General features: G+C 73.4%; 16 protein-coding genes. 12 read left to right on the top strand and 4 right to left on the bottom strand.

Features of this window, described 5'->3' with window-relative positions:
• The first annotated feature begins 275 nt into the window (after positions 1-275).
• Genes IEZ31_RS16140 through IEZ31_RS16150 form a run of 3 tightly spaced genes read left to right on the top strand, consistent with a single transcriptional unit; the run spans position 276 to position 3,063 of the window.
• Entirely contained in the window at positions 276-1,310 is a 1,035-nt protein-coding gene (locus IEZ31_RS16140) for a LolA-like protein (protein ID WP_190250677.1), read from the top strand.
• On the top strand, positions 1,307-2,251 hold the full coding sequence (locus IEZ31_RS16145) for an ABC transporter ATP-binding protein (protein WP_190250678.1): 945 nt from the start codon (positions 1,307-1,309) through the stop codon (positions 2,249-2,251). Before IEZ31_RS16140 ends, IEZ31_RS16145 begins: the two co-directional genes overlap by 4 nt.
• Positions 2,251-3,063, top strand: a complete 813-nt coding sequence (locus tag IEZ31_RS16150) for an ABC transporter permease (protein WP_229835156.1) — start codon at positions 2,251-2,253, stop codon at positions 3,061-3,063. Before IEZ31_RS16145 ends, IEZ31_RS16150 begins: the two co-directional genes overlap by 1 nt.
• Here the strand turns inward: IEZ31_RS16150 and IEZ31_RS16155 are convergent.
• Positions 3,060-3,815, bottom strand: a complete 756-nt coding sequence (locus IEZ31_RS16155; protein ID WP_190250680.1) for an esterase/lipase family protein — start codon at positions 3,813-3,815, stop codon at positions 3,060-3,062. The genes IEZ31_RS16150 and IEZ31_RS16155 overlap by 4 nt on opposite strands.
• 260 nt (positions 3,816-4,075) lie before the next feature.
• Here IEZ31_RS16155 and IEZ31_RS16160 point away from each other — a divergent pair, with 260 nt between their 5' ends.
• The 7 genes from IEZ31_RS16160 (at position 4,076) to IEZ31_RS16190 (ending at position 12,405) form a co-directional block, all read left to right on the top strand.
• The gene (locus IEZ31_RS16160; RefSeq protein ID WP_229835157.1) at positions 4,076-5,503 is read left to right on the top strand and encodes an MFS transporter; all 1,428 of its coding nucleotides are present in this window, start codon (positions 4,076-4,078) and stop codon (positions 5,501-5,503) included.
• A 9-nt stretch (positions 5,504-5,512) separates the two neighbouring features.
• Positions 5,513-5,905 carry a hypothetical protein gene (locus tag IEZ31_RS16165; RefSeq protein WP_190250682.1) on the top strand — a complete coding sequence of 131 codons (393 nt, stop codon included), beginning with the start codon at positions 5,513-5,515 and terminating at the stop codon, positions 5,903-5,905.
• Positions 5,906-6,020: 115 nt separating this feature from the next.
• Positions 6,021-7,076 (top strand): magnesium and cobalt transport protein CorA, encoded by a 1,056-nt coding sequence (locus IEZ31_RS16170; protein ID WP_190250844.1) that lies wholly within the window; start codon positions 6,021-6,023, stop codon positions 7,074-7,076.
• A 10-nt stretch (positions 7,077-7,086) separates the two neighbouring features.
• Entirely contained in the window at positions 7,087-9,072 is a 1,986-nt protein-coding gene (locus tag IEZ31_RS16175) for an amino acid transporter (protein WP_190250683.1), read from the top strand.
• 848 nt (positions 9,073-9,920) lie between these two features.
• Positions 9,921-10,094, top strand: a complete 174-nt coding sequence (locus tag IEZ31_RS56625; protein ID WP_229835176.1) for an SDR family NAD(P)-dependent oxidoreductase — start codon at positions 9,921-9,923, stop codon at positions 10,092-10,094.
• Positions 10,095-10,497: 403 nt separating this feature from the next.
• Entirely contained in the window at positions 10,498-11,652 is a 1,155-nt protein-coding gene (locus tag IEZ31_RS16185) for a lytic polysaccharide monooxygenase (RefSeq protein ID WP_190250684.1), read from the top strand.
• Between the two features lie 60 nt (positions 11,653-11,712).
• A complete protein-coding gene (locus tag IEZ31_RS16190) occupies positions 11,713-12,405 on the top strand; it encodes a hypothetical protein (RefSeq protein ID WP_190250685.1) in 693 nt (230 codons plus the stop codon).
• A 2-nt stretch (positions 12,406-12,407) separates the two neighbouring features.
• On the opposite strand, the gene IEZ31_RS16195 is transcribed toward IEZ31_RS16190, so the two are convergent.
• The 3 genes from IEZ31_RS16195 to IEZ31_RS16205 form a co-directional block, all read right to left on the bottom strand.
• Positions 12,408-12,884 carry a hypothetical protein gene (locus IEZ31_RS16195; protein WP_190250686.1) on the bottom strand — a complete coding sequence of 159 codons (477 nt, stop codon included), beginning with the start codon at positions 12,882-12,884 and terminating at the stop codon, positions 12,408-12,410.
• Between the two features lie 51 nt (positions 12,885-12,935).
• A complete protein-coding gene (gene pgi, locus IEZ31_RS16200) occupies positions 12,936-14,567 on the bottom strand; it encodes a glucose-6-phosphate isomerase (protein WP_190250687.1) in 1,632 nt (543 codons plus the stop codon).
• Between the two features lie 183 nt (positions 14,568-14,750).
• Positions 14,751-15,647, bottom strand: coding sequence for a sulfite exporter TauE/SafE family protein (locus tag IEZ31_RS16205; protein ID WP_190250688.1), 897 nt, complete (start codon positions 15,645-15,647; stop codon positions 14,751-14,753).
• Between the two features lie 94 nt (positions 15,648-15,741).
• Here IEZ31_RS16205 and IEZ31_RS16210 point away from each other — a divergent pair, with 94 nt between their 5' ends.
• Both IEZ31_RS16210 and IEZ31_RS16215 read left to right on the top strand, forming a co-directional pair.
• The gene (locus IEZ31_RS16210; RefSeq protein ID WP_190250689.1) at positions 15,742-16,281 is read left to right on the top strand and encodes a hypothetical protein; all 540 of its coding nucleotides are present in this window, start codon (positions 15,742-15,744) and stop codon (positions 16,279-16,281) included.
• A 10-nt stretch (positions 16,282-16,291) separates the two neighbouring features.
• Positions 16,292-16,951 carry a hypothetical protein gene (locus tag IEZ31_RS16215; RefSeq protein WP_190250690.1) on the top strand — a complete coding sequence of 220 codons (660 nt, stop codon included), beginning with the start codon at positions 16,292-16,294 and terminating at the stop codon, positions 16,949-16,951.
• The last annotated feature ends 41 nt before the right edge of the window (positions 16,952-16,992 follow it).

Below are 16,992 nucleotides of genomic sequence, written 5' to 3' on the forward strand. Positions count from 1 at the left end.
ACCCTGCCGGTAGGTGGCGGCGGTGTCGGGCCACTGGTTGCAGACGGTCGTGACGCTGACCGTGCTCTCTTCCTCGCGGCCGTGCTCCCGGCCGTCTGGTTCGCCAACCGTGACCAGGCCATACCGGGTAGGCGTAGCGCCTGCACCCGCCCCGGGGCTCGCTTGTGTCGCGATGCCGACGGGCGCGCCGCGGGGTGAGGGGTGGCGGGGGCTCGCGGGTGAGCGCGACGCCCGGCACGGCGTTCGCGGCGGGCCGCCGTCCTACCGTTGGAGCGGTGAGCGTGGTCCGGCGCGAGGCGCGGCGGCGGTGGATCATCGTCGGCGCGGCGCTGGCCGTGCTCGTGGCCGTCCCGGTCGGGATCGCCACCGCACCCGCCGGCGCGGAACAGGTCCCGGCCCCGGTGCTGCGGCAGCGCATCCTCGGCTCGGCGGGCACGGCGTTCCAGGGGTACGTGGAGACCCGCGGCACCGTCGTGCTGCCCGACCTGCCACAGCTCAACGACCTCGCCGGGCTGCTCGGCGGCACCACCAGCATGCGGGTCTGGCACGCCGGGCCGCGCGCCTGGCGGGTCGCCGTCCTCGACCCCGTCGGGGAGCGGGACACGTACCGGACCGGGGACGCGACGTACACCTGGGACTTCAGCCGGAACCTGTGGACCGAGCTCACCGGCGATCCCGCCGTGCGGCTGCCCCGCGCCGCCGACCTGCTGCCGCCCGACCTCGCGCGGCGGCTCCTGCTCGACGCCGGGGCGGGCGTGCCGATGCGGTCGCTGCCGGGGCAGCGGATCGCCGGGATCGCGGCCGCCGGGCTGCGCCTGTCGCCCGCCGACCCGGACACCACGATCCGGCGGGTCGACGTGTGGGCCGACCCGGGGACCGGGCTGCCGCTGCGGGTCGACGTGGGCTCGGCGTTCAGCTCGCGGTTCCTCGACCTCAGCCGCACGCCGCCGTCCGCCGACGTCGTCCGGCCGCGCGGCTCCAGCCACTCCGGGTTCGTCACGACCGCCCAGCCGGACGTCGTCGCCGCGCTGAACTCGGTCGCCGGGGTGGGCCTGCCCGGCAGCCTGGCCGGGCGCGCCCGCGTGCCGGGGCCGGTCGAGGCGATCGCCGTGTACGGCACAGGGCTGTCCCGGTTCGTCGTCGTGGCGGTGCCGGGGCGGCTCGGCGAGCGGACCCTCGCCGCCGTGCGGGAGGTCGTGCAGTCGGGGACGCTCACGGTGCTGGTGGCCCGCCCGTCCCGGCGGACCTACCTGCTCGCCGGCTTCGTCACCCCGGCGCTGCTCGGCCGCGCCCAGGCGGACCTGCCGTGATCGAGACCCGCGGGCTCACGAAGCGGTACGGGCGGCTCACCGCGGTCGACGGCGTCGGCCTCGCGGTGCCCGACGGGTCGCGCTTCGGGCTGCTCGGGCCGAACGGCTCCGGCAAGACGACGCTCATCCGGATGCTGCTCGGGCTCGTGTTCGCGACCAGCGGCGAGATCACCCTGCTCGGCCGGCCGGTCCCCCGCCGGCTGTGCGAGGTGCTGCCCGACGTCGGGGCGCTCGTCGAGGGCCCGGCCGCCTACGGGCACCTCTCCGGCCGGGCCAACCTGCGCCTGCTCGACGCCGCCGGCCGCTCGTCGCGGGCGACCCGGCGCCGCCGCGTCGACGAGGCGCTCGACCGGGTCGGGCTCGGCGGCGTCGACCACCGGCCGGTCCGCGCGTACTCGCTCGGCATGCGGCAGCGCCTCGGCCTGGCCGCGGCCCTCCTGCGCGCGCCGCGGCTGCTGGTGCTGGACGAGCCGACGAACGGCCTCGACCCGCAGGGCATCCACGAGATCCGCGAGCTGCTGCGCGAGCTGAACGCGGCCGGGACCACGCTGCTGGTCTCCAGCCACCTGCTGGCCGAGGTCGAGCAGCTGTGCACGTGGGTCGGGATCATGGACCACGGCCGGCTGGTCCGCCAGGACGAGCTGGCCGCGCTGCGCGCCCCGACGGGCCGGGTCGTCGTGCGGACCCCGGACGCCGACCGGGTCGCCGCCCTCCTCGACGGCCGGGTCGAGCACCGCGCCGGGGACCGGCTCGCGGTCCGGCACGCCGACGCCGCCGCGCTGAACGCGCACCTGGTGGGCGAGGGGCTGCGGGTGACCGAGCTGGCCCCCGAGCGGCGGACGCTCGAGCAGGTGATGCTGGCCGCGACCGGCGCCGGGTCGGACCGCATCGACGCCGTCACCGTGCGCGCCACGGACGGGGAAGGGACGGATCTGCCGTGATGCTCGTCGAGTTGGAGAAGCTCGCCCGGCGGCCGCGGACCTGGGTCAGCGTCGGGCTGCTGTGCGCGCTGCCCGTGGCGGTGGCCGTGCTGCTCGCCACGACGCGGATCGGGACGGCCGCCGGGCAGGGCCCCGCGTTCCTGTCCGCCGTGCTGGCCAACGGGTCGCTGTTCCCGGCGGCGGCGCTCGCCATCGTCCTGCCGCTGTTCCTGCCGGTGGCGGTCGCGATCGTGGGCGGCGACGCGGTGGCCGGCGAGGCGAGCGCGGGCATGCTGCGGTACCTCGTGGCGCGCCCCGTCGGCCGGACCCGGCTGCTCGTCGCCAAGCTCGTCGCGCTCACCGTGTTCGTCGCGGGAGCGGTCGTCGCCGTCGCGGTGAGCGGGTTCCTCGTCGGCGTGCTGCTGTTCCCGAGCGGGGGCGGCGGCGACGCCGTCACGTCGGTGTCCGGCCCGGCGCTCAGCAGCGGCCAGGTGGCGCTGCGGATCGCGGCGGCGATGGCGTACGTCGGGCTGTCCATGCTCGGGGTCGGGACGATCGCGCTGTTCCTGTCGACGGTCACCGACTCGGCGCTCGGGGCGACTCTCGGCGCGATCGCCGTGCTGGTGGCGAGCCAGCTGTTCGTGGGGCTCGACGCGGCCTCGGCGATCCGGCCGTACCTGCCGACCCGGTACTGGCTCGCCTGGATCGACCTCTTCCGCGAGCCGGTCCTGTGGCGCGACATCGAGCGGGGCCTCGGCATCCAGGCCGTGTACGTCGCCGTGTTCCTCGCCCTGGCCTGGGCGAACTTCGCGACCAAGGACGTGACCAGCTAACACGGCTCCGGAGGCCGGATCGCCGCCCTGCCCAGGGCGTCGGCGACCAGGGTGGTCACGTACGGGTCCACCGGCAGCTCGGCGTGGCTGACCCGCAGGCCCGGGCAGTACCGCTGGAGGTCGACGTCGACCGCGCCGGCGAGGCGGGCCGAGTCGGGCGGGACGACCGTCTGGTCCTGCTGCGACCAGACGCTCAGCCACTGCGGCGGCCGCGGCACCGGCTCGGGCAGCGCCCCGAGCAGCGCGCTGCCCGGGGCGAGCTGCTGGCAGGCGGTCGGGCAGGCGCCCGGCAGCGTCGCGGCACCCGTCGCCGCGAGCCGGGCGCCGTGGTGGGGTGAGCCGAGGGTGACGATCCGGCGGGCCTTGTGGCGGCCGTCGAACCGCTCGAACCACAGCCGGGCCACCACGCCGCCGGCCGAGTAGCCGACGAGGTCCACCGACGGGGCCTGCCGCAGCGCGTCGGTGACGGCGTCGTCGAGGGCGTCGGCCTGGCCGTTGAGGTCCCCGGTGCCGCCGTCGGGCAGGGCCACCACGCGCACCGCCCGCCCGCCGGTGCGCAGCTCCACGGCGAGCGTGTCGAGGGCGGCGGCGTTGCCGCCGTAGCCGGGCACCAGCAGCACCGCACCCGGATCGTCCTGCGCGGGCACGCCGCGCGGCTCGTGCCGGACCAGCCACCGCAGCCCGGCCGCCCCGGCGACGAGCGCCACGATCGCCGCGAGGACGACGAACATCGCGCGCCGGCGGGGGCTCATGCCGCCTCAGTACCCCGGGATCACCGCAGCTCCCCCACCGGCGGCACCCGGAGGCGCCGGTCGCACGAGCCCGTCACCAGGCCGGCCTTTGCCGGATGTCGCGGAGGCAGCGGTCGAGCCGCCTCCCGGCGACGGGCCGGGCGGCCCGTATCGATGTGTACCGAACTGTTCACCGCGCGCACGTGTGGGTGTCAACCCGGCCTCACAGCCGCTGCCGACGATGTGGGACCCGCTCCCCGCGCTCCGAGACGAGGCACCGCGTGTACCTGTCCACGGTGGACAAACCCGCCGGGTCCGCCGCCCGCCGCGGCCGGGTCGCCGGCACGGTCGTCGCGCTCGGCACGGTCAGCCTGATCACCGACGTGTCGTCCGAGATGGTCACTGCGATCCTCCCCCTTTACCTCGTGCTCGGCCTCCACCTGGGCCCGGCCGCGTTCGGCGTCGTCGACGGCCTGTACACCGGCGCGACGGCCCTGCTGCGCCTCGCCGGCGGCTACGTCGCCGACCGGGCCGGCCGCCGCAAGACGGTCGCCGGCACCGGCTACGCCCTGTCGGCGGTGGCCAAGCTCGGCCTGCTCGCCGCCGGCTCGTCCGTGGCCGGCATCGGCGCGGCGATCGTCGCCGACCGGGCCGGCAAGGGCCTGCGCACCGCGCCGCGGGACGCCCTGATCACCCTGTCGACCCCGCCGGACCGGCTGGGCCGCGCGTTCGGCGTGCACCGCATGATGGACAGCGTCGGCGCGTTCGCCGGCCCGCTGGTCGTGATCGCCGTCCTGGCCGCGGCCGGCCAGGCCTTCGACGCGGTCTTCGTCACCAGCTTCTGCGTCGCCCTCCTCGGCGTCGTCGTCCTGGTCCTGTTCGTCCACGAGCCCCGCAGCACGCCACCCGGCGCGGCCCCGGAGCCGGCGGGCACCACGACAGCCGCGGCCGCCGCCGCGCCGCCTCCGCCTCCGACGCCGGAGGCGACCACGGCGACGCCGGAGGCGACCACGGCGACGCCGGAGGCGACCACGGCGACGCCGGAGGCGACCACGGCGACGCCGGACCGGCCGGCCGTGTCCCTGCGGGCCGCGGCCGGCCTGCTGCGCCGCCGCGAGGTGCGCCTGGTCGTCGCGGCGGCCGTCGTCATGGGCCTGGCGACGATCGGCGACGGCTTCGTCTACCTCGTCCTGCAGCAGCGGCACGACCTGGCCACCGGCTGGTTCCCACTCCTCGCCGTCGGCACCAACCTCGTCTATCTCCTCCTCGCCCTCCCGCTGGGCGCGCTCGCCGACCGGATCGGCCGGCGCCGGGTGTGGCTGGGCGGCTTCGCCGCCCTCGCCGCCGTCTACCTGCTGCTGGCCGTGCGGCCCGGCGGCTGGGCCGCGCTCGTGGTCACGGTGGCCCTCTACGGCGCGTTCTACGCGGCCACCGACGGCGTGCTGATGGCGCTCGCCGGGCCGCTGCTCCCGGAGCGGCTGCGCACGACGGGCATCGCGCTCGTGCAGAGCGGGCAGGCGCTGGCATATCTGGCCTCCTCGGTCCTCTTCGGCATCGCCTGGCAGTGGTGGGGGGCGGGCGCGGCACTGCTCGTGGCCGCCGGTGCGGCAGCCGCCGCCCTCGCCCTCGTGGCCACCATCCTGCACGAGGGGTACGACAGAACTCAGCGACCCATCGAAGGGCTTGAAGACGCAGCTACTCGGGAGTAACTTGACCGGATGCGCTTGGTCGCCCAGCTCCTCGCGGCCGCCGGGATCCTCGCGGAGGGCCTGGTCGTCGGCGGTCTGCTCTTCGTGCTCGGCGGGGTCGTCGACGCCTACTCCATGTCGCTCAACGGCGCCGATCCCGGCGACGCCCAGGTCGCGATCCGGGTCGCGGCCGTCGTCCTCGGTCTGGCCCTCGCCGCCCTCGGCGCCGGCCTCGGGCGCGCCGCGCTGCGCCACCGGCCGGCGCGGCGGCTGACGATGGCCGCGCTGGTCGTGCAGTGCGTCGTGGTCGCCGTCGCGGGCGTCGCGCTGGGCTGGGCCGTGTTCCTCGGCGCGCTCCTCGTGCTCGGGTTCCTGCTCTGGGTACAACTGGATGAACAGCCGCTCGAAGCGGAAGGCCGATAGAGCACCTCCCCGCCGCGAACCGACGCGGTAGCGTGTCGCGGAACGCGATCGCGAGAGGGGATCCGGCGTGGAGCAGGTCAGGGTCGGGCGACGGGTCGGGCGGGCACTCGGCCGCATGCTGCGGCCGTTCCAGCCGCCCGAGCACCTGCCGCAGCTGCTGCCCAATCCCGACCGCGACGGGGCGATCGTCGACTGCGCGCTCTACGTGCGCGGCGCCCGGCAGCCCGGCCGGCCCGCGTTCACGGAGGCGGTCGAGGCGGCCCGGCGCCGGCGCAACGGCTTCGTGTGGCTGGGCCTGTTCGAGCCGACCTGGGCGCAGTTCGCCGGGGTCGCCGACCTGCTCGGCATCGACGAGCTGACCGTCGAGCAGACCCTCGCGGCCGACCGCCGGCCCGGCCTGGAGCAGCGCGGCGACGTGACCGTGCTGACCGTGCGCACGGCGCGGTACGTCGAGCACGCCGAGCTCACGGCCACCTCCGAGGTCGTCGACACCGGCGCGGTGACGCTGCTCATCGGCCGGCACTTCGTCGTCAGCGTGCGGCACGGCGCGGCCGGCGCGCTCGCCGACGTGCGCGGGCAGCTGCAGGAGCGGCCGACGCTGCTCGTGCACGGGCCGTGGGCGGTCGGCTACGCGGTGATCGAGCGCATGGTCGAGCTGTACCACGACGTCTCCACGCGGGTCGAGCGCGACGTCGAGAAGCTCGAGGAGACCGCGTTCCTGCGTGTCGGCGGCTGCGACGTCCAGCAGATCTACCAGCTCAAGCGCGAGCTGGTCGAGTTCAAGCGCGCGGTGCTGCCGCTGCAACCGCCGCTGCGGCGCACCACGGAGACGTCCGTGGACCTGCCGCCCGCGCTCAAGCAGTACTTCCAGGACGTCCACGGGCGGCTGCACCAGGTCGTGGAGCGCGTCGGGTCGTACAACGAGCTGCTCGACTCGATCCTGCAGGCCCGCCTGGCCCAGGTCGGCCTCGACCAGAACAACGACATGCGCAAGATCGCGGCGTGGGCCGCGATCGCCGCCATGCAGACCGCCATCGCCGGCATCTACGGCATGAACTTCGGCAACATCCCGGGGCTGCACTGGCAATGGGGGTTCGCCGTGGTACTGCTGGTGATGCTCACCGGCGCGCTCGTGCTCCACCGGCTGTTCCGCCGGTCCGGCTGGCTATGAGGACTCCCAGATGACGACCACGCCCGAGTACCTGCTGCCGGCGAAGCTGCCGAGCCCCGCACCCCGCGAGCGGCCCGGCGGCCCGGTCAGCCGGTGGCTCCTGGCGAACCGCGTGGCGCCGGTCGGCCCGGAGAGCGACGAGTCGCACGCCAAGCCGCAGGCCTGGTGGAAGGTCATGTCGCTGACCGGCGTCGACTACTTCTCCACCCTGTCCTACCTGCCGGCGATCGCCGCGCTGGCCGCCGGCGCCCTGTCGCCGCTCGCCACCCTGCTCATCGTCGCGCTGACCCTGCTCGGCATGCTGCCGATGTACCGGCGCGTCGCCAAGGAGAGCCCGCACGGCCAGGGCTCGGTCGCGATGCTGGAGCACCTGCTGCCGTTCTGGCGCGGCAAGCTGTTCGTGCTGGTGCTGCTGGGCTTCGTCGCCACCTCGTGGATCATCACGATCACGCTGTCGGCCGCCGACGCGTCGGTCCACATGATCGAGAACCCGGTGTTCCCGCACTTCATGCACGGCCACGAGGTGCTCGTCACGGTCGTGCTGCTGCTCGTCCTCGGCTTCGTGTTCCTGCTCGGCTTCAGCGAGGCGGTCGCCGTCGCGATCCCGCTCGTGGCGGTGTTCCTGCTGCTCAACGCGGTCATCGTGGTCGTCGGGTTGGTCGACGTGTTCACCACCGCCGGTGCGCTGTCCGACTGGCGGCACGCGCTCACCACCGAGCACGGCAGCGGGGCCGGCGGGCTGGTCCTGCCCGCGCTCATCGCGTTCCCGTCGCTGGTGCTGGGCCTGTCCGGGTTCGAGACCGGGGTCAGCATGATGCCGCTCGTCGCCGCCGACGGCAAGACCGACGAGGAGCGCCGCGCGTCGCGGCTGCGCAACACGAAGAAGCTGCTCACGGTGGCCGCCGCGATCATGTCCGTCTACCTCGTGGCGACCAGCTTCATCACGACCGTGCTCATCCCGCACGAGAAGTTCGAGGCGGGCGGCGAGGCGAACGGGCGGGCGCTGGCATACCTGGCGCACGAGAAGCTCGGCGAGGCCTTCGGCACCGTTTACGACATCAGCAGCGTGCTCATCCTCTGGTTCGCCGGCGCGTCGGCGATGGCCGGACTGATCAACATCATTCCGCGGTACCTCCCGAGCTATGGCATGGCGCCGGAGTGGGGCCGCGCGGTCCGCCCGATCGTGCTGGTGTACACGGCGATCAGCGTCGGCATCACGATCGCGTTCGGCGCCGACGTCAACGCCCAGGCGGGCGCCTACGCCACCGGCATCCTCGCCATGATGGTGTCCGGCGCGGTCGCGGTCACCATCTCGGCCGCTCGCGCTCGCCAGCGCCTGGCAACGGTGATGTTCACTGTGCTGACATTGATTTTGCTGTACGCGCTGGGCGCCAACGTCGTCGAGAAGCCCGACGGCATCGCGATCTCGGCGGTATTCATCGCCGGCATCGTGATCGTCTCGCTCGTCTCCCGGGTCACGCGCACGACCGAGCTGCGCGCCGACGGCATCGAGTTCGACGACGAGGCGCGCCGCTTCGTCACGGAGTCGATCCGGCACGACGGCGAGCTGAACATCGTCGCGAACCGCCGGCAGTCGGGCGACGCGGCCGAGTACGAGGCGAAGGAGGCCGAGCAGCGCGGCATCAACCCGGTCCCCGGCCGCGCCGACGTGCTCTTCCTGGAGGTGGCGGTGGTCGATCCGTCGACATTCAGCGGCACGCTGACCGTCCGCGGGGTCGACGTCGGCGGCTACCGCGTGCTGCGCACCGAGAGCCCGGCGGCGCCGAACGCCATCGCCGCGATCCTGCTCGCCCTGCGCAACGCGACGGGGGTGCGGCCGCACGCGTACTTCGAGTGGGCCGAGGGCAACCCGCTGGGCCACCTGTTCCGCTACCTCATCCTGGGCCGTGGCGACACGGCTCCCGTGGTGCGCGAGATCATCCGGTCGGCGGAGCCGGACCCGGCCAGGCGCCCCGGCATCCACGTCGGCGGCTGATCCTGGGCCCGCTCGCGGGCGAACGCCTGGCGGTGTGCCTCCGGTGCGCCGTCGAGCGGCGTGGTCATCCGCCGGCCAGCGGGGTCAGGCGTAGGAACAGGACCGGCTCGTCGGGGCGGAGGGTGACGGGTTCGTCGAGGCGTTCGAGCCGGTGGCCGCCGGCGAGGACGACGAAGACGCCGCGTTCGAACGCGCGCCGGGCCCGGGCCGCCTCAACGGCCGGGTCGGGGCCGGATGGGCCGGATGGAGCTGGACTGGACGGGCCCGGTGCACCGGACGGACCGGACGGACCGGACGGACCACGTAAGCCGGATGAGCCAGGCAAGTCAAGTAAGTCAGGCAAGTCAGGCAAGTCAGGCAAGCCGGATGGGTCGGACGGGTCGGACCGGCCCGGTGCGCCGTATGGACCGGACGGAGCAGACGGAGCAGACGGAGCGGACGGAGCAGACGGAGCAGACGGAGCAGACGGAGCAGACGGAGCGGACGGAGCGGACGGAGCGTCGGCGTCGCGTGGCCGCGACAGGCGGACCACGCCGGTCGGGGCCTGGGCGGCGACGTCCTCCGGGGAGAGGTACTGGCGGTCCAGGGCCGCCCGGCAGCGGGCCGCGTCCGCGCCCAGCAGGCGGATCTGTTCGCCCACCGCCAGGTCGATCAGGTCGCCGGTCGTGATCGGGCCGTCGACCGCGATCCGGGCCACCGGGAGCTCGTTCCGTCCGCGGCCCGGGATCTTGACCTGCACCTCGACGAGCATCAGTGCCCACCTCCCGAGCCGACATCCTAGGCCCGCCGGAAACGCTGCGTCCGATCGACGCCAGACGGAGCTGGGAAAACGGCACAGGCTTCAGATTGTGAACAACGCACTTGGCGGCAAGGTGACGCTTGTGACGGGTGGCAGCCGCGGGATCGGGAAAGCGATTGCTGAGCGGCTTGCCGGGGGCAAGGCCGACCTCGCGATCACCTGTCGGGAGAGCCGGGAACGGGCCGAGGCCGTTGCCGACGGGATTCGCGCGCAAGAGCGGTGAGCCGTCGCGGTCCGGGCCGACATTGCCGATCCCGCGGGCGTCGTCGCCTCCGCGGAGCGGGCCGCCGGAGAGCTGGGGCGGCTCGACATCCTGGTGAACAACGCGATCTCGGCCGCGATCCGCGCCAGAGCCGCGGCACCCGGCGGGCCCGGCGAGGCGCGGCCCGCGACGCCCAGCCGACCGGCGGTGCCGGCCACCTGCAGCAGCGGCCAGCAGCGCCGCGATCATGAAGCGAGCGCGGCGCGAGGGCGGGACGAGCACGGGACGAGGGCGGAACGAACGTGGGACGAGGGCGGGACGAGGGCGGGAAATGGCCGCCAGTGCCGGCCCCCGGGTGGAACTTTCACGGTTTTACCCGGCGTTTGAACATCATCTTTGGCATTGACGGGCTTCGGTCCCGAACATGGCGCGTACCTGTTCGAGGAAGGAGCCCGCCTTGCCCACCACTGCGCGACGCGCGGCGGTGCTGGTGCTCGGACTGGTGGCGGCGCTGCTCGTCGCGCCGACGCCGGCCCAGGCGCACGGGGTCGCGATGGCCCCAGGCAGCCGCACCTATCTGTGCTATGTGGACGGTCTGCGCTCAAACGGCCAGATCATCCCGACCAACCCGGCGTGTGCCGACGCCGTCGCCCAGGGCGGCCAGCAGCCGCTCTACGACTGGTTCGGTGTACTGCGCTCCGACGCCAACGGCCGTACCACCGGGTTCATCCCGGACGGCCAGATCTGCGGCGCCGGCACCACGAAGTACGCCGCGTACAACGCCGCCCGCACCGACTGGCCCACCACCCACCTGACCGCCGGATCGACGATCCAGCTGCGCTACAGCAACTGGGCCGCGCACCCCGGCACGTTCCACGTGTACATCACCAAGAACGGCTGGAACCCGACCACCCCGCTCGCCTGGGGTGACCTGGAGTCGTTCTGGAGCTCGACCGACCCGCCGCAGTCCGGCCCGGCCGGCGGCCTCAACTACTACTACTTCAACACCACGCTGCCGGCGGGCAAATCCGGCCGGCACATCCTGTACGTCCAGTGGGTCCGCTCGGACAGCCAGGAGAACTTCTTCAGCTGCTCCGACGTCGTCTTCGACGGCGGCAACGGCGAGGTGACGGGCATCGGCGGTACCGGAAACCCCTCACCCTCGGCGTCCGTCTCGTCGTCGCCGTCGCCGCGGCCCTCGGTCTCCACGTCGCCGTCGCCGTCCAGGTCGCCCTCGGCGTCCGCGTCGCCGTCCGGCGGCACCGGCACCGGTGGCTGCACCGCGACCTGGAACATCGTCCCGTCCAGCTGGGCCGGGCACTTCCAGGCCGAGGTCACCGTGAAGAACAACGGCACGGGCACCCTCAACGGGTGGACGGTCCGCTGGACGTACCAGAACGGACAGGGCTTCGAAGGCTCACCGTGGAACGGCACCGTCGTCAGCCAGCCGCCGAACGTGGCGGTGAAGAACGTCGACTGGAACCGCGTCCTCGGGCCCGGCGCGAGCACCTCGTTCGGGTTCAACGCCACCGGCACGGCCCCCGCGACCGCGCCGGCCCTCACCTGCACCAGTCCCTGACCCGTCTCTGAAGGGCGCCCGATGTCCCTGCGTCTCCGTTTCGCTCTCGGTCTGATCTCTGTGGCAGCTGTACTGGCGGTGCTCGTCATCGTGACGCGCACGCCGGGCGAGCCGGCGCCGCAGAAGGATGTCGTGCACTCGGTCACCGGGACGTTGGGCGCCCGGCAGGAGGTCCAGCTGGAGGTGGTCAGCGGCGCCGAGTCGGTGGTCATCCACAGCGAGGCGATGGAGGGGTACCTGTACCGCGCCTCCACCCTGCCGGGCAGCCGGGTCGAGCCGGTCGTCGAGGACACCGGCCAGACGATCAAGCTCAGCCTCACCGGCACCGAGATCGCCGGGCAGGCGACCGTCCACGTGTACCTCAACAACACCGTCCGCTGGCAGCTCAAGCTGGCCGGCGGCGGCCTGCGCCAGGTCGTCGACTTCGCCACCGGCCGGCTGGCCGGCATCGACGTGGTCGCCGGCGTGCAGGAGCTGGAGGTCACCGTGCCGAAGCCGGAGGGCACCATGCCGATCCGCGTCGGCGGCGTCGGCCGTCTGGCGGTGCACGCCCCGACCGGGCCGCCGGCGCAGCTCACCCTCGGCGCGGGCTGCACGGTCGGCGAGGCCCGCCTCGACGACCAGGCGAAGCAGAACCTCACGTCCGGCGCGGTCGTCGCCGGGGCGGGCTGGGCGAGCGCTACCGACCGGTACGCGCTGCAGGTCGACGGGGGCGCCGCCACGGTACAGCTGGATCGCCGCCCCGGCCCGTGAGCTTACGCCCGCCGTCGCACCAGGTGGTGGGCCACGAAGAACAGCCAGGCCGCCAGCGGCAGCTCCACGAGGACCCCGGTCGCGATGCTCACCCAGCGCTCGGGGCCGGACGCGGTCATGATGTCGAACCAGGCGTCGCACAGCAGCAGCGAGCCGCTCACCGCGGCGGCCAGGATCACGATCCGCCGGCGGCGCAGGGCGGCCCACGCGGTCACGGCGAGGGCGGCGCCGAGCACGACGTCGAAGCCGACCCACGTGGCCCGCCAGTGCCCGGCGAGGTACCGAGGGGGCAGCGTCGCGGCGAGGATCACGATCCACGGGATCATGATCGCGCTGGCGATCGCGGCGACGACGACGAAGCGGATCCGGGCGCGCTCCTGCGCGAGCGTCCGCGCGGGCGGCGCCATGTCCGCGAGCCGGCGGGCAAGCTCGGCACGTTCGGCCGCGCCCAGCTCGCTGAGGTCGCGGTCGGTGATCACGTTTCCCCACGATAGCGCGGCGCCGCCGGCCAGGCGGCGCCGCGCCGCAGGTCAGCGGCCCCGGTCGGCCCGGTACTTGGCCACGAGCGTGGACGTCGACGAGTCGAGTCCGGGGATCTGCGCGCCCTCGGTGAGGGCCGGCTCGATCCGCTTGGCGAGGACCTTGCCGAGCTCGACGCCCCACTGGTCGAAGGAGTCGATGTCCCAGATCGCGCCCTGGACGAAGACCTTGTGCTCGTACAGCGCGATGAGCTGGCCGAGCACCGACGGGTTCAGCTCGCCGGCCAGGATCGTCGTGGTCGGGCGGTCGCCACGGAACGTGCGGTGGGGCACCTCCTTCTCGGCCACACCCTCGGCCGCCACCTGCTCGGCCGGCTTGCCGAACGCGAGCGCCTGGCCCTGCGCGAACATGTTCGCCATCAGCAGGTCGTGCTGGCCGGCCAGATCGGCGAGCTCGGCGACCGGGCGGGCGAACCCGATGAGGTCGGCCGGGATGAGCGCGGTGCCCTGGTGGATGAGCTGGTAGTAGGCGTGCTGCCCGTTGGTGCCGGGCGTGCCCCAGACGATCGGCCCGGTCTCCCACTCGACCGGCTTGCCGTCGCGGGCGACGGACTTGCCGTTCGACTCCATGTCGAGCTGCTGGAGGTACGCGGTGAACCGCGAGAGATAGTGGCTGTACGGCAGGACGGCGTGCGTCTGTGCGTCGTGGAAGTCGCGGTACCAGATGCCGAGCAGGCCCAGCAGGAGCGGCGCGTTCTGCTCGGGCGGGGCGGTGCGGAAGTGCTCGTCCATGCGGTGGAAGCCGTCGAGCATCTGGCGGAAGCCGTCCGGCCCGAGGGCGATCATGAGCGACAGGCCGATGGCCGAGTCGTACGAGTAGCGGCCGCCGACCCAGTCCCAGAACTCGAACATGTTCGCCGTGTCGATGCCGAACTTGGCGACCTCGCCGGCGTTCGTGGACACCGCGACGAAGTGCTTGGCCACCGCGCTCTCGTCGCCGAGCTGCGCGACGAGCCAGCGGCGGGCCGCGGTCGCGTTGGTGATCGTCTCGATCGTGGTGAAGGTCTTCGACGAGATGATGAACAGCGTCTTGGCCGGGTCGGCGGCGCGCACGGCCTCGTGCAGGTCGGCGCCGTCGACGTTGGAGACGAAGTGGAAGGTCAGGCCGCGGTCGGTGAAGGCGCGCAGGGCCTCGTAGGCCATCGCCGGGCCGAGGTCGGAGCCGCCGATGCCGATGTTGACGATCGTGGTGATCCGCTCGCCGGTGTGGCCCTTCCACTCACCCGTGCGGATGCGGTCGGCGAACGCCGCCATGCGGTCGAGCACCGCGTGGACCTTCGGCACGACGTTCTCGCCGTCGACCTCGATCACGGCGTCGCGGGGCGCGCGGAGGGCGACGTGGAGCACGGCGCGGTGCTCGGTGAAGTTGATCTTATCGCCGTGGAACATGGCGTCGCGCAGCTCGGCCACCCGCCGGGCGGCGGCCAGCTCGCGCAGCAGCGCGAGGGTCTCGTCGGTGACGAGGTGCTTGGCGTAGTCGAGGTAGAGGTCGCCGACCTGCAGCGAGTAGCGCCGGCCGCGGTCCGCGTCGGCGGCGAAGAGGTCACGCAGGTGCACCTCTCCGAGCTCGGCGCGGTGCTTGGCGAGCGCCGCCCACTCGGGCAGATGGTTGAGCCGAGACATCAGGAACTCCTAGCTCAGTCAGCACTGTCCCCGTGATTCTGCCTGTTTCGCGGCCGTCTCGTCCCTGATGTCGCGATCTTGCAGGGATGTCGCGGGACAAACCGGGCATTAGCGGCGTGTCCGGGCGAGTTCGTTTCGTGGTAGCGAAACTGGTGCTCCAGGCCCAGTTTTCCTACCGCCTGCCTAGCGGCGGACGGCGGGCGCCGGCTCCGACGACCCGGACAGCTCGGACGACATGCGCCGGCGGCGCCAGCCCTCGAACACGGCGACGGCCACCGCGACGCCGACGATCGACAGCACCGGCACGGTCGGGACGTCGAACAGCTTCAGCGCGCTCGCGAGCAGCACGATGATCAGCGCCGCCCGGACCACGCCGGCCGGGGCCCGCGACGACAGCCGGGCACCGATCAGCACGCCCGGCACCGAGCCGATGAGCACGGCCCCGGCGAGGTCCAGCTTCAGGTCACCGAAGATCGCGTGGCCCAGGGCCGCCGCCGCGACGAGCGGGATGGCCTGCACGAGGTCGGTGCCGACGAGGTCGTTCGCGCGCAGCATGGGGTACAACGCGAGCAGAATGACGATGATCAGCGATCCGGAGCCGACGGACGTCATGCCCACGACGAGGCCGCCGAGCGCGCCGAGCAGCACCGTGGGCACCGGCCGCACCTTGACGTCGGCGATCGCGCCGGTGGCCTGCGTCGAGCGGCGGCTGTACGTCTTGTAGAGCAGGCCGCCCACCGCGAGCAGCAGCGCCACCCCGAGGGCGTTCCGGACGACTCCCTGCACCCCGTCGCCGCCGCCGATCGCGCGCATGAGCAGCACGCCGGCGAACGCACTCGGCACGCTGCCCAGGCACAGCCAGCGCACCAGCGCCCAGTTGACGGTGCCGCGGCGAGCGTGCACCCAGCCGCCGAACGGCTTCATCACCGCGCTCGCGGCGAGGTCGCTGGAGACGGCCGCGAGCGGGGGCACGCCGAAGAACAGCACGAGGATCGGCGTCATCAGCGCACCACCGCCCATGCCGGTGAGGCCGACGATCACGCCGACGCCGAGCCCGGCCAGGGCCATCACGGGGTCCATCCGGAGAAGTCTGCCGACCGGTCGGCCTCCTGTCCATTATCCCGAGTGAGAAAGTGGGTATGAGCACGGCGGTGTCTCCCACTACGGTGTCGGCATGACCGTGCGGGGGCAGGTTCGGCTGGCGTTTGCAGCCGTCGCGACGACGGCGCTGCTGCTCGCCGTCGATGTCGCGTTGTCGGCGGCTGCGCTGATCCACCTTTCCGGCCTCAAGCTGCGGATGGTCTCGCAGCAGCAGCTGCACCAGGTGCGCATCGACATGACCAACAACCTGGTCGTGGCCGCCGTCGGCGCGGTCATCGTCGGGGTGCTCGTGCTGGTCGTGCGCATCCCGTCGAACAAGGTGCGGGTGGCCCTGTGGACCCTCGGGCCGTTGCTCGCGCTGGCCCTGCTCTGCGGGATCGTCGGCGGGCCGGAGTGGGCGGTCGCGCCGACCGGCGAGGAGCCGCAGCAGGTGCGCGACGAGTACGCGCAGGCGGTCCCGGGCTGGTATGTCACGTTCCACGGGATCACCGGGCTGCTCGCCGCCGCGTTGCTGATCTTCGTCGCCGTGTTCGTCACCCGCGGCGACATGCGCGAGTACTATCTGGACAACGTGGACGGGACGCGGTACCGCTCCTGGGTCGACCGCGCCTAGAGTGTCGCCCGTGACGCAACCGCCGACGCCCCCCGGTCCGCGCCCGCCCGAGTGGCAGCGTCCGCAGGTGCCGCCGGGCGGCTACCAGGTGCCCCCGGGGCCGGTGGCCAAGCGGATCCCGGAGGACCTGCCCTTCGTGGTGCGCCACAGCAAGCTCAAGCGGGCGGCGGTCATGGTCCCGATCCTCCTGCTCCTGGTGCTGGTGCTCGCCTGCGCGGTCGCGCGCCTGGCGCTGCCCGACGACGCCGACAGCACCAGCGGCGACGCGGTCGCCGTGGCGTTCTTCACGGTGTGCATGCTGCTGGTCTTCGGCGCGGCCGTCACGCTGCAGATCGCGCTGGTCACCTCGGGCGGGCCGGTGCTCGCGGCGAGCCCGGCCGGGCTGTGGATCAAAACCCGGCCGACCCGCGGCCAGGCCATCTGGCTGCCCTGGGAGAGCGTCGAGCGGATCTCCCGGCGCCGGTGGGGGCTGGAGAAGCTGCTGGTGGTCACGCCGCGCGACCCGCGGGCCGAGGGTAGCCTGGGCGTGTTCACGGCCGTCGACGCGAGCCTGCTGAAGCTGTTCTACGGCTCCGGCTTCACCGCCCCGCTGACCTTCGCCGACCGCCGTGAGACCGAAATCATGACCGCGCTCACACAGCTGAGCTCCGGCCGGATTTCGATCGCGTAGTACCGCGGGTGCGCGCGCCGACACCCGCAAGCCCGACGACG

The sequence above is a fragment of the Dactylosporangium sucinum genome (genome assembly GCF_014647515.1).
Lineage (GTDB): Bacteria > Actinomycetota > Actinomycetes > Mycobacteriales > Micromonosporaceae > Dactylosporangium > Dactylosporangium sucinum.

What these genes read in the sequence shown, in the direction of transcription:
- IEZ31_RS16150 (WP_229835156.1), top strand. Translation starts at nt 2,251, where the DNA reads ATGCTCGTCGAGTTGGAGAAGCTCGCCCGGCGGCCGCGGACCTGGGTC.
- IEZ31_RS16155 (WP_190250680.1), bottom strand. Translation starts at nt 3,815, where the DNA reads ATGAGCCCCCGCCGGCGCGCGATGTTCGTCGTCCTCGCGGCGATCGTG.
- IEZ31_RS16165 (WP_190250682.1), top strand. Translation starts at nt 5,513, where the DNA reads ATGCGCTTGGTCGCCCAGCTCCTCGCGGCCGCCGGGATCCTCGCGGAG.
- IEZ31_RS16170 (WP_190250844.1), top strand. Translation starts at nt 6,021, where the DNA reads ATGCTGCGGCCGTTCCAGCCGCCCGAGCACCTGCCGCAGCTGCTGCCC.
- IEZ31_RS16175 (WP_190250683.1), top strand. Translation starts at nt 7,087, where the DNA reads ATGACGACCACGCCCGAGTACCTGCTGCCGGCGAAGCTGCCGAGCCCC.
- IEZ31_RS16185 (WP_190250684.1), top strand. Translation starts at nt 10,498, where the DNA reads ATGGCGCGTACCTGTTCGAGGAAGGAGCCCGCCTTGCCCACCACTGCG.
- pgi (WP_190250687.1), bottom strand. Translation starts at nt 14,567, where the DNA reads ATGTCTCGGCTCAACCATCTGCCCGAGTGGGCGGCGCTCGCCAAGCAC.
- IEZ31_RS16205 (WP_190250688.1), bottom strand. Translation starts at nt 15,647, where the DNA reads ATGGACCCCGTGATGGCCCTGGCCGGGCTCGGCGTCGGCGTGATCGTC.
- IEZ31_RS16210 (WP_190250689.1), top strand. Translation starts at nt 15,742, where the DNA reads ATGACCGTGCGGGGGCAGGTTCGGCTGGCGTTTGCAGCCGTCGCGACG.